General features: G+C 40.5%; 10 protein-coding genes. All 10 read right to left on the minus strand.

The window, feature by feature from the left end:
* Positions 1-240, minus strand: a 240-nt coding sequence (locus tag Q0F90_RS03470) for a solute carrier family 23 protein (RefSeq protein ID WP_296003379.1), incomplete at its 3' end; no start/stop codon positions are given.
* 149 nt (positions 241-389) lie between these two features.
* Complete coding sequence (xdh, locus tag Q0F90_RS03475) at positions 390-2,939, minus strand: selenium-dependent xanthine dehydrogenase (protein WP_296003382.1); 2,550 nt, start codon at positions 2,937-2,939, stop codon at positions 390-392.
* 17 nt (positions 2,940-2,956) lie between these two features.
* Positions 2,957-4,306: a dihydropyrimidinase gene (gene hydA / locus Q0F90_RS03480; protein ID WP_296003383.1), complete on the minus strand. Its 1,350-nt coding sequence runs from the start codon at positions 4,304-4,306 to the stop codon at positions 2,957-2,959.
* Complete coding sequence (locus Q0F90_RS03485) at positions 4,303-5,994, minus strand: selenate reductase (RefSeq protein WP_296003386.1); 1,692 nt, start codon at positions 5,992-5,994, stop codon at positions 4,303-4,305. The genes hydA and Q0F90_RS03485 overlap by 4 nt, the downstream gene beginning before the upstream one ends.
* Before the next feature lie 28 nt (positions 5,995-6,022).
* Positions 6,023-7,351, minus strand: coding sequence for a putative aminohydrolase SsnA (ssnA, locus tag Q0F90_RS03490; protein ID WP_296003387.1), 1,329 nt, complete (start codon positions 7,349-7,351; stop codon positions 6,023-6,025).
* A 54-nt stretch (positions 7,352-7,405) separates the two neighbouring features.
* Positions 7,406-8,341: a carbamate kinase gene (gene arcC, locus Q0F90_RS03495; RefSeq protein WP_296003389.1), complete on the minus strand. Its 936-nt coding sequence runs from the start codon at positions 8,339-8,341 to the stop codon at positions 7,406-7,408.
* A gap of 76 nt (positions 8,342-8,417) precedes the next feature.
* Positions 8,418-9,611 (minus strand): knotted carbamoyltransferase YgeW, encoded by a 1,194-nt coding sequence (ygeW, locus tag Q0F90_RS03500; protein ID WP_296003391.1) that lies wholly within the window; start codon positions 9,609-9,611, stop codon positions 8,418-8,420.
* Positions 9,612-9,766: 155 nt separating this feature from the next.
* Positions 9,767-11,077: a YgeY family selenium metabolism-linked hydrolase gene (locus tag Q0F90_RS03505; RefSeq protein WP_296003393.1), complete on the minus strand. Its 1,311-nt coding sequence runs from the start codon at positions 11,075-11,077 to the stop codon at positions 9,767-9,769.
* 12 nt (positions 11,078-11,089) lie between these two features.
* Complete coding sequence (gene dpaL, locus Q0F90_RS03510; protein ID WP_296003395.1) at positions 11,090-12,301, minus strand: diaminopropionate ammonia-lyase; 1,212 nt, start codon at positions 12,299-12,301, stop codon at positions 11,090-11,092.
* 9 nt (positions 12,302-12,310) lie between these two features.
* Complete coding sequence (locus Q0F90_RS03515; protein WP_296003397.1) at positions 12,311-12,943, minus strand: transcriptional regulator; 633 nt, start codon at positions 12,941-12,943, stop codon at positions 12,311-12,313.
* Between the last annotated feature and the right edge of the window lie 350 nt (positions 12,944-13,293).

Below are 13,293 nucleotides of genomic sequence, written 5' to 3' on the forward strand. Positions count from 1 at the left end.
ACCACCGACAGGACCAAAGCCTAATGTTTGAATCAATGTAGCAACACCACATGTGAACAAGTCGGCCGTAATCAAACGAATTAAGTCTTCAATAGGTAAGTTCATCGCTTGTGCGATGATGATTGGTACCGCTACTGCACCAGCGTACATAGCTAGTACGTGCTGTAAGCCATAAGCAAATAGTTGCGGGATTGGCAGCATACCATCTACATGGTCGACACCAGATATAGCTTTACTCATAAGAATCACCTCATATCTTACGTTTTAGTTACTAGTTAAATAATATAGTCATACTATCGTACATGATAGAGTTTAGAGAAATCTCATCGACTTCACGTGGGAACCTTGATGGCTAGGGGCCTAGGGCCCCTACCCATTAAGCAAATATTCTATTTTTTATAACCTGTATGTTGAATCGGTAAGGACCTACGTGGTTCTCCGTCGATACGACGATACGCATTTGCAATAGCTGGTGCAATTGGAATACTGGAAATTTCACCAATACCTTTAGCACCGTATGCATATTGATCTGGTGTCCCTTTTTCAATCAAACTTACATGAATTGGTGGACATTGTGTAGCTCTAAGAAGACCTAGAGTACCATATTTAGCTGTTACATAGCCATCTTTATAAGGGAAGTCTTCTGTAACGGCATAGCCCATCCCCATAATAGCACCGCCTTCGGCTTGACCAGAGCAGGATTGAGGATTAACTACACGACCTACGTCGTATGCTACATGAAGCTCAGCAACTTTATTATCGTCTCCAATTCTAGCTACACATGCACCATAACCATAGGCAACGTGATTTTTTGGATGTGGTTTATCAGAGTTGAATGGATCTGTTTCACCAAGGAACTCTTCGTAAATTTCTACGCCATTCAGCTCCTCTAATGTCTTAGTTTCTAACATTTCTTTCAAGCGAAGACTTGCTTTACGCGTTGCTTCACCAGTGAATACTGTTTGACGAGATGCAGTAGTTGTACCAGAGTCAGGTGTACGTACTGTATCAGGGCGTTCTACAAATACTTTATCAGCTGTTAAACCAGTTGTTTCGCAAAGTACTTGAGTAGCCATAGTAGCCATACCTTGACCGATACAAGCTGCGCCAGTACGGATACGAACTTTGCCGTCACGCACTTCTAAGATAATACGGCCAGTATCAGGTAAACCTACACCGATACCACTGTTTTTCAAACATACTGCAAGACCTGTACGGTCAGATGCATAGTATGCATCTTTTACTGCTTCCAAACATTCTGCTAATGCAGTTTCTTCGGAGCAAATTTGGCCATTTGGTAAGGAGTCACCAGGGCGAACAACGTTTTTATAACGGAACTCCCAAGGGTCCATGCCTACCAATGCAGCTAATTCATCAATGTTTTGTTCTTGACCAAAGATGGTTTGTGTTACACCGAACCCGCGGAATGCACCACCAGGAACAGTATTTGTGTAAACGCAAACACCATCAAAGGCAAAGTTATCGAATTTGTAAGGACCACAAGAGTGTGTACCTGCACGTTGAAGTACAGGACCACCTAAGGATGCATATGCACCACAGTTAGATACGATGTTTACCTTACTTGCTACCAAGTTACCTTCTGCGTCACAAGCAGTAGTAATATCCATTTCCATCGCATGTCGTTTAGGATGAATATTAAGACTTTCTTGACGGGAGAAGAGAACCTTAGTTGGTTTGCCTGTGAGCCAAGCTACAAGAGATGCATGATGCTGTACGCTCATGTCCTCTTTACCACCAAAGCCGCCACCTACAAGCATGCTATGAACTTTTACAGATTCCTCAGGAATGCCAAGCATACGAGATACTTCATGACGATCATCGTAAACATTTTGGCTACCGGAATGTAAATGAATTACATCGCCTTCACGATATGCTACAGCACATTCAGGTTCCATGAATGCATGGTCTGTTTGAGGTGTGGAATAGTGATTTGTTACTACAAATGCGGCCTCAGCAATAGCCTTATCTACATCACCACGAGATAATGTTTGACGAGACAATACATTTCCGTTTGGATGCAATTGAGGTGCATCCGGTTTCAATGCTTCCAATGGGTCTACTACAGGCTCTAACTCTGTATAATCAACTTCAACGAGAGCAAGAACTTCGTCCAAGTATTTTTTCTCTGTAGTTGCTACGAGTGCAATTGCATCACCGACATAACGAGTGATATCACCTTCTGCGATGAGTACATCCCAGTCTGGCACTAAGTGACCAGTCTTATTGAATGGTACATCTTTAGCGGTCAAAGCTGTTACACAAGCTGGATGTTCAAGTGCTTTAGAAACATCCACGCGATCGACTCTTGCACGAGGGTATTTAGAACGCAATGCTTTAGCGTAAATCATACCATCCATATGAATATCGTCAGCATATTGGCCAGTACCTAATGCTTTTTCCTCTACGTCAACACGATGTAAAGGAGCACCTACAGCACCATTACTATCCTTTTCAGGAACTGGTAAGTTCTCACGGATCATTTTTGCTGCTAGCATAATGCCTTCTTCGATTTTCACATAGCCTGTACAACGACAAATATTACCTAAAATAGCTTTTTTAACATCATCAGCTGTAGGGTTATTATTTTCGTCAATCAACGCTTTTGCACTAATAATCATACCAGGGATACAGAAGCCACATTGCACTGCTCCGCATTCACCAAAAGCATAGGTGTATACTGCTTTTTCCCGTTCAGTTAAGCCCTCAATCGTTACAACTGATTTACCATCCAATTGGGATAATTTGCTTACACAAGCCTTAGCTTTTTTTCCGTCTATAATTACTGTACACGTACCACAAGCACCCGCACTACAACCTTCTTTAGTGCCTGTTAATTTCAAATCAGCTCGCAAGAAATCAATTAAACGCTGATCCTCTTGAACCTCATGTTGGGTGCCATTCACTTGAAAGCGGTACATATATAGCCCTCCTTTCATTAAGGAATACATTCACCAAGATATGATTCTGTTAAGGATCCATCTTGTACCACATGGTGACCTCTAAGGATTACATCGCGAACCTTACCGGTTACGGATATCCCCTCATAAGGTATATAGTCAGCCTTTGTATGGGCGGACTCTTTTGAAAGAACATGTTCTACGTTCTTATCAACAATTGTAATATCCCCGTCACTACCTACGGCTAAAGAACCCTTCTTAGGATACATGCCATATAGTTTTGCAGGATTTTCACTAACTAGTTTCATAAAATCTACGGCACTCATATTGCATTGGTTTACCAATACATCATAAGCGACGATGCCCCGCTCCTCAGCGCCTGGAATGCCGCCTGGAATACGGGTAAAGTCATCACGACTTTTAAGTTTTTGACTTTCAAAATTGAAGCTACAGTGATCGGAGCCAATAGTTTGGAATGTTCCATTTACTAGGGCTTCCTTTAATGTCATTTGATCTACTTTAGTTCTAAGAGGTGGACTCATCACATATTTAGCGCCTTCATAATTGGGCAAGCTATATCGTGATTCATCAAGTACCAAATACTGTGGACATGTTTCGCAAGTCACTTTATGACCTAATGCGCGTTCTCGAAGGATTTCTTCTACCCCTTGCTTAGAACTTACATGCACAATATGTACTGGATACTCTAGAGAAGCGCCGATTGTACTAAATCGTTTAATTGATTCGGATTCAATCATAGCTGGTCTCGTAAGAGGATGATTACTTATATCTAATTCACCGCGCTTACGCTTATCAGCTACGAGTGCATCGATGAGATCACCAGTTTCACAGTGAGCTCCTACAAGTGCGCCTGTTGGTTTTATAGCTTCAATAGCGTCATAAATCTCACGGTCCGTTAAACGGAAGCCATAAGCTAAATATACCTTAAAGGATGATACACCAGCTTCAACCACTTTTGGGATTTCACTGGCCACAGTATCATTCATTTCTACAAGCTCCATATGGAATTTGTAGTCACAGGAGCAATGCCCTGCGGCACGCTCCTTATGAACCTCTAAGCCTTTACAAAGGGAGCCTTCCTCAGGAGAAGCAAAATTGATAATTGAAGTAGTCCCGCCAAGGATAGCAGCCTTTGTGCCACTATCAAAATCATCCGCAGTAGATGCTAAAGCATTAGTCATTTGGAAGTGTGTATGAGGATCTATAAATCCTGGAAATACATAGCAACCTTTTGCATCAATTACTTTAGCTCCTTCTGGAACAGGAACGTGTTCATCGATGGCGACAATTTTGTCGCCATCAATTAATAAATCTCCGGTAAGGATTCGATCAGTTAAGACCAATTCCCCTTGTTGTATGATAATCATGATACATAGTACACATGCTCTTTACAGAAGGCATGTACAACTCCTTTCAATTCTTCAGGTAATGCATCAATGTCACATACGGCTTCTTCACCTTTGAAGCGGTAACCACAGCTAGTGCCTGTGATGTAGAAACCATCATTTGTACTATCTGCTAAAGCTTCAGCATTGTGGAAGAATGTAATGCGATCCTTGTATGGTTGACAAGGTTCTACGCAATGACATGCACAGTTACCACACTCATTACAGCTTTGATCTACATGGACGATCAATTTAGCATCATTTACAGTAACGACTTCATTACATCTGTTAGGACATACGCGAACGCAAGCACCACACACTACGCGGCAGTGGTAGTCAGAGCTACGTGTACCAGGGAAGGATGGCATTGCTTCACGTTTTTTCTTCATTGCATCGCTTTTCTTAAATACTTTGTTTTCAGCGATGTCTTTAGCAAGTTCTGCGATAAGTTCTTTATGAACTTTTAATGCAGCGTTGTAATCAGTAGATTCAACTTCATCTGCCAAAGCTTTGAAAGTATTGTAACCTTCGCCTTGAAGAAGAATTGTACATACTGTTACAGGCCAGATACCACAATCAAAGATAGCTTTGATATTTTGTTTTACAGCACCACCGCTGTAAGACATTGGTAAACGTTCACCGAATTGAGCACTTAGAAGCTCTGCTACACCAATTGTTACAGGTAACAAGGATTTACCGGACATGTACATTTGCTCACCTGGCAACTCATTATTGTGAATTTGTACAGGGAATGTATTTGTCAATTTAACGCCAAAGATCTTATTGTGTTTTTCACCAAGAGCGATAAGACGTTCTAACATTGGAACAGCTTTATCGAATTGAAGGTCAACTTCGAATTGATGATCTTCAAAGTCAATATATTCAAAGCCAGCATTATCTAATAACTCTCTAATGCGTTTTGGACCTAACAATGTAGGGTTGCATTTCAAGTATAAATGAAGGCCTTTTTCACTGATGAGGTAAGAACAAATGGATTCGATTTCTTCAGCTGGGCAACCGTGCATTGTGGACAATGTAATTGCTTGGCAAAGTTCATCGCTGATAGAGTTGATGAAATCAGCATCAATATGTTCAAATTCATCTACATGATCAAGACACCATTGTTTACATGTATCCCACATAGGAGATTGAGATGCACTGCGCATTGTGTTGATGAATTTATCAACCATTGGGCTCTTAATACCAGCCAAGTTGTAACCAACACTCATGATGAACAAGAAGCCATCTGGATCGCCTAAACCTAATTCTTTAGAGATTAATTTTAATGCGAACCAAGCTTTGATGTATTCATCAGCAGCTTCATCACAGCTATATTCAGAAGACCATTCTACGTTGTAGGCTTCGTCTACAGAGTAGATACAAGGTCTAGGAATACCTAATTCTTCACCGTACATAATTTGTACAGTTTTCAATTCGATGCAACGAGCACCAGCTACATAAGATGCCACAATGTTTTGTGCCAACTGTGTATTAGGACCTGCTGCTGGACCTACAGGATTTTCAATGGATTTACCAAAGATAGATAAGCGTTGATCATGATTCGTACGATGAATTTTATTTACATTGTAAATACGATTATACATCTTGTACTCAGTCATAATGTGGTTCATCAAATTTCCGAAACTTACCGGATACATAATGTCACTCATAATGTCACACTCCTTTAAAGCGCTTGCGTTATGGGTTTAGTCGTTTCCATAAACCTTTAGATGTTGCTAAAACTTCGTTCATTACTTCAGCTTTGTCGATGCCTTGTAACTTACGATCGATCATACGTGGTACACCATCACTAATAGTTGTTACCACATACATACCATTAGCACCGAATAATAAGTGACCATTGATGTTATTTTCATCAAGTGGTGTTGGTGCTGCGTAATCAAGAACGATTACGTCAGCTGCGGCACCTTTTTTAAGGATGCCTACTGTAGTATCGAAGAATTCATTCGCCATTTTACGGTTGTTTTCAAATAGCATATGAGGAACTTCACCCCAGCCTACATATGGTTTATGTTGCTCATGTTTTACAAGGCAGTTTGCCACTTTGTAAGATTCGAGCATGTCATTTGTGTAACCATCTGTACCAAGACCAACTGTGATACCTGCACCTAATAGTTTCAAGATATCTGTTGTGCCTACTGCATTACCCATGTTACTTTCAGGGTTGTGTACAACCTTAGCTTGAGATTCTTTCAATAATTCTACATCTTGGTCTGTTACGTGTACGCAGTGACCTGCAATACTCTTAGGACCTAAAATGCCAGTCTCTACAAGTCGTCTAACAGGTGTCATGCCATATTTTTCTTTACTATCTGCCACATCTTCAGGGCCTTCTGCAACATGAACATGGTAACCTAATTTATCTTCATTGTGAGCTTTAACATAATCTAATGTTTCAGGGCTTAAAGTAAAGGATGCATGTAAGCCCATCATAGCAGCAAGTCTAGATGGATCTTGTTTCGCTTCTTTACCAAAGCGTACGTTTTCTGCAACAGCAGCTTTCATTTGATCTACGCCGTTGCGGTCAGAAACTTCATAGCATAAACAAGAACGAACGCCGAACTTTTTAGCTACATCAGCAATAACAGATAAGCTGTTATGAACTTCACCATAAGAAGCATGGTGGTCAAAAATAGTAGTTACACCATTTTCGATACAGCCTAAATATGTAAGTAATGCGCTTGCTTTTACATCAGGAGCCGTCAATTTATTATCTAAGTAGAACCAAAGTCCTTCCAAGATTTCACCGAAGTTAGTCGGTGCTGGACCTGGTAACGATAAGCCTCGTGCAAGAGCAGAGTAAATATGATGATGTGCATTGATAAAGCCTGGCATAATCAAGCCGCCGTGAGCGTCGATGATTTCTGCGTTTGCATAAGCTTTACATAACTCATCATATGTACCAATATCAACAATTTGAGTCCCGTCGATAGCAACAGCACCATCATAAATGATAGGTCTATCAGCGTCGCGAGTAATAACAGTACCTTTTCCTAAAATAATCATGTGGGCACCTCCTCAACAAAACGTTGAAATGCATACTTATTAATCTTTATATTATTATAATACGATACGTGTACCTGTTTTTCCTGCTATACCATCTTTAGATTTTTCTAATAATGTGATAATCGCAACACGGCCTTTTTGAGATGCAGCAAATGCAACAGCTGCTTCTACTTTAGGTTTCATAGAACCTTCGCCAAATTCGCCTGCTTCGATATATTCTTTAGCTTTTTCAACAGAGATTTCGTCTAACCATTGCTCTTTTTCTGTACCAAAGTTAATAGCAACTTTTTCAACAGCAGTTAAGATAACGAGTACATCAGCATCAATTTGTTGTGCCAATAAGCTACTAGTCCAGTCTTTGTCGATAACGGCTGCTGCACCATGAAGTTCATTGCCTTCTCTAGTTACAGGGATACCGCCACCACCACAAGCAACGATCAATTGTTTACCAACTAAACCTTTAATAGCTTCTAACTCGATGATTTCTTTAGGTGCTGGAGATGCTACCACGCGGCGATAGCCACGGCCAGAGTCTTCTTTTACCACGTAATCGTAGTTCTTTTCTGCGTATTCAGCTTCTTCCTTAGTCATGAAGTGCCCAATTGGTTTTGTAGGATTTTGGAAAGCTGGGTCATTTTGATCAACTAATACTTGTGTAACCATAGTCATAGTTGGTAAATGTTCTATACCACGATTTAGCAGTTCTTCATGAAGAGCATTTTGCAAGTCATAACCGATATAAGCTTGGCTCATTGCCACACATACGGATAATGGAGTATTTGGTTGGCCTTTTACTTCACGTGTCAACGCTGCCATCGCATTGTTGATCATGCCAATTTGAGGGCCATTACCATGAGTTACGACTACGTCGCAATCAGCTTCAACTAGGTCAACGATAGTTTTTGCTGTGCTTTTTACAGCAATTTTTTGTTCTGGAAGGGAATTACCTAACGCATTCCCGCCTAACGCTACTACAACTCTTTTTCTCATGTTATTCCTCATAACAAATTACAAATAATTAAGAATAAAAAGGAGCCATCAACACGGATGGCCCCTAAACTTTACTTTACGGTTGAACGCGGTCAGTTCCCTTCCGTTCTAATTCTTTTAAAGTTTCTACAGGATTTTTGAATTTACTTAAGAAGATCATAGCTGCAATAACATATGGTTTGTAGCTTGCTTCTTTGTAAAGAGGTACGCGGTAGCGATCAAATACTGTTGCGTCTACTTCGCCTTCTTCACAACTTACACCTGTAATATCTGCTGGTAAGCAATGTAAGTAAAGAGCTTTGCCGTCTTTAGTGAGACTCATCATCTCTTCAGTACAAGCCCAATCTTTATGTTTACCATTTTCTTCAAGAAGAACTTTTTCTAATGCTTTAATGCCTTCATGGTCATTTTCGCCGTACAATTTAGTACGTTTTTCCATTGCGCCAAATGGTGCCCAGCTCTTAGGATATACGATGTCAGCATCTTTGAAAGCATCTTTCATGTCGTTAGTTTTACGGAAGGAGCCGCCACAAGCCTCAGCTTGTTTTTTAGCGATTTCTTCAACTTCTGGCATTACTTCATAGCCTTCTGGATGTGCTAATACAACTTCCATGCCAAGACGAGTGAACAAACCAATAGCGCCTTGAGGTACGGATAAAGGTTTACCATAAGATGGGGAGTATGCCCAAGTCATAGCAAGTTTTTTACCTTTAAGGTTTTCAACACCGCCGAATTCTTTGATGATATGAGCTGCGTCAGCCATGATTTGTGTAGGATGGTCGATATCACATTGTAAGTTTACAAGTGTAGGGCGTTGTTCTAATACGCCGTCTTCGTGACCTTCTTTAACTGCATCGGATACTTCATGCATGTAAGCATTACCTTTACCGATGTACATGTCATCGCGGATACCGATAACGTCAGCCATGAAGGAGATCATGTTAGCTGTTTCACGAACTGTTTCGCCGTGAGCGATTTGGGATTTACCTTCATCCAAGTCTTGAACTTCTAAACCTAAAAGGTTACAAGCGGAAGCAAAGGAGAAGCGAGTTCTTGTGGAGTTATCACGGAATAAAGAAATGCCAAGGCCGCTGTCAAATACTTTAGTGGAGATATTGCGTTCTCTAAGAGCACGTAATGCATCAGCTACTGCCCAAACACCTTGTAATTCGTCATCAGATTTTTCCCAAGTTAAGAAGAAATCTTCGCCGTACATTTTGCTAACGTCTAATTTTTGTAAAGTTTCAATACTTTTATTGAAGTCTGTCATCTGTAAGTCCTCTCTTTCAATTCCCTAAAGGGCTACTTAGAATCTAACTTTATATGGTACCTCATCAAATGGTGAGGTACCATATGAAATTCTTAATAATTAACTATTTTCTAGTTATATCCGTTTAAAATAGATCTAATTCTGTTTATATGATATTAGTCTTTGCAGTATACGGATGGTAATAATGCATATACAGCTGCACATGTAACAAGGTCTTGTTTCCATGTAATTTCGTTAGGAGCATGTGCTTGAGCTTCTGCGCCAGGACCGAAGCCGATGCAAGGGATGCCGTTACGACCCATGATGGATACACCGTTAGTGGAGAATGTCCATTTATCAGTCAATGGGCGAGCTTTACGCATTTCAACTGTGTCTTCTGCACCGATACGTTCGTTGCCATACAAGCTAGTGTATGCTTCTTCCAAAGCTTCTGTTACTTTGTGATCTTTAGGAATTACCCAAGTTGGGAAGTAACATTCGATTGGATAAGTTAAACCAGTCCAGGATGGACGAGCATATTCGTACATAGATACTTTCGCACCATATTTTTGAACATGTGGTAATGCTTCGATTTCTGCCAAGCAGGATTGCCATGTTTCACCAGCAGTCATACGACGGTCCAAGGAAACGGCGCAGGAGTCAGCTACTGCACAACGGCTTGGGGAAGTGTAGAAGATTTGGGAAGTAGTTACAGTACCGCGACCTAAGAAGCGAGCTTCTTCGTAGTGGTCAGGGTTGAATTTAGGGTCAAGCATTTTTACAAGACCTTTAATTGCTGTGCTTTCATCAGCAGAGTTAGCATTCAAGTCACGGATGTCTTGAAGAATATCTGCCATTTTGTAGATAGCGTTGTCACCGCGTTCTGGAGCAGAACCGTGGCAAGATACGCCTTGTACGTCTACGCGGATTTCCATACGACCACGTTGGCCACGGTAGATACCGCCGTCAGTTGGTTCAGTGGATACTACGAATTCAGGACGGATATTGCGTTCTTTAATCATGTATTCCCAGCAAAGACCATCGCAGTCCTCTTCTTGAACTGTACCTACAACAAGTACGCGATATTTATCGTTAAGAAGGCCTAAATCTTTCATGATTTTAGCGCCGTATACAGCGGATACGATACCACCTAATTGGTCAGATACACCACGACCACCGATTTTTGTTTCATCTTCGAAACCTTCATATGGATCGAAGTTCCAGTTGTCACGGTTACCAATACCTACAGTATCAATATGAGCATCGAAAGCGATAAGAGTTTTACCAGTACCCATGTAACCTAGAATGTTACCCATTGGGTCTACTTCAACTTCGTCGAAGCCAAGATCTTTCATTTCTTTTTCAATGCGTTGAACGTGCTCTTTTTCTTCAGCACTTTCACCAGGGAACGCTACGATTTCACGTAAGAACTTTGTCATCGCTGGGCCATAAGTTGCCGCTGCTTGTTTAATTGCTTGTAAATCCATAATTAATGCCTCCTAACGATCTTCACCGTACCACATAATGTTTTTATATCTTTCAGGGTCTGTATCACCTTCAGTGGAGAAACAGAGTACCTTTGAAGACGCATCTAATTCTAACTCTTTGCGTAAGTCTTCATATTCTGGCATTGTCATAAGTGCCATTACTAGACCCAATGGAACCGCACCAGACTCACCAGTTGTAATTGGAGTATCGCCTTTAATTGGTGCACCACCAACGCGCATACCTAAACGTGCTACCCAGTCTGGAGCAGATACGAATACGTCTGCGTGGTTTCTTAAGATATCCCAAGAAACTGTATTTGGTTCGCCACATGCTAAGCCTGCCATGATTGTATCAAGGTCGCCTTCAACGATGCGAGGTTCCCCATCATCAGCTACAGCGCCTTTATACAAGCAAGCTGCTGCTTCAGCTTCTACAACAACCAATTTAGGTTTTTTAGCTGCATTGCTATATAAGTTAGTGAAGTAACCTACTACGGAACCAGCAAGAGAACCTACACCAGCTTGTACGAATACATGAGTTGGAACTTTGCAATTTTCAGCTTCTAATTGAGCTGCTGTTTCCATAGCCATTGTGCCATAGCCTTGCATGATCCAGTTTGGAATTTCTTCGTAACCTTCCCATGCTGTATCTTGAACTACAACACCGTTTGGAACTTCTTTAGATTTTTTAGTTGCTAGGCGTACACATTCATCGTAGTTGAATTCTTCGATTGTTACTGTAGCGCCTTCATTTTCAATTTGTTTTCTGCGGTATTCTGTGGAGCCTTTTGGCATGAATACTACAGATTTTTGACCTAATTTATTTGCAGCCCATGCTACGCCGCGACCGTGGTTACCATCAGTGGCAGTGAAGAATGTAGCTTGGCCGAATTCTTCTTTTAATTTTGCAGAAGTTAATACATCATATGGTACATCTTCAACATTTTTACCGGTTTGTTGAGCTACATATTTTGCCATTGCATAAGATCCGCCTAATACTTTGAAAGCATTTAGACCAAAGCGATAGGACTCATCTTTTACGAAGAGAGAATCAACACCGATATGAGATGCTAAATTCTTAAGAGAAACAAGTGGAGTTACCGTATATTGTGGGAAACTTTCGTGAAACGCTTTAGCTTTCTTGATTTCTCTAACATCCATAACCGACAAAAACTTGTCGCTAGATGGTGCCATCGTATTACGTTTCCACTGAATTCGTTCCATATTTGCCTCCTAGGATTCTTCCTTTACAGTATTTAAATCACTATAAAGGGTAAACTTAGAAATATTAAAATACTCTGCTATCTTCTCTGAAGATTTAGAGATAAGAAAAGCCCCTTTTTCATTTAAGTAGGTAATCGCTTTAAGTCGTTCCACCTTATTCATGAGTGGACCAGGTTTCCCCACTAAACGTTCTGCTTCTAGTAATAAATCATCTAACAGTTCTGACACGCTTGTAGTAATTTTTTCAACAGATCCAGCATCACCGTGACCTGTATTTACTAGACTATCCAAGGCCCGATGCATCATAACTAGCTCGGTTATGTCTTGGTTAATCCCTAGCAAGTAGGCTATGCGCCCCGTATCATCACGGATGTACATAGTAGATGATTTTAGTATTCGACCATCCTTAGTTTTTGTAAGGTAACCGAATCGACCTTCGCTACCGTCATCATGATTTAGTACATCTAAAACGGCATGAGATGGTCCATCGCCAACATGACGATTAGTTATGGTACCATTTTCAATATATACAAGTGATGTATCGATATCACGCTGCAAGTCGTGAATTAACACCTCACAAGAAGGCCCAAACTGAGCGGCCAACCCATGAGCTATCACCTGTAATCGCTCTAGTGTACTCATAAAATAACCTTCCTCTCATCGGTATTGGTTACTATTTTGTGGACTGAAAGCTTCAGCCTGCAAATTAATTAGTATGTTGAGATTCATTCTAACTAATTTTGTAGCAACCTAATTTTTTGTTAGGTTCCTTAACTTGATTATAGTTCTATGTACACAAAAATGCAACGACAATATGCATTAAAGTTATTTATAATTATACAAGCATATTCACCAACAGCGATGAACGCATATAAACATTGTGTTTTTCATCACATTATTTTCTAGTTATCATTTTTTTTGATAAGCAAAGGTGTAAATTTATCAAAAAACAAAAATAAGGAATTCTATAGAAATAATGCATATAGTTGATA

This window comes from uncultured Veillonella sp. (assembly GCF_934190855.1).
Lineage (GTDB): Bacteria > Bacillota > Negativicutes > Veillonellales > Veillonellaceae > Veillonella.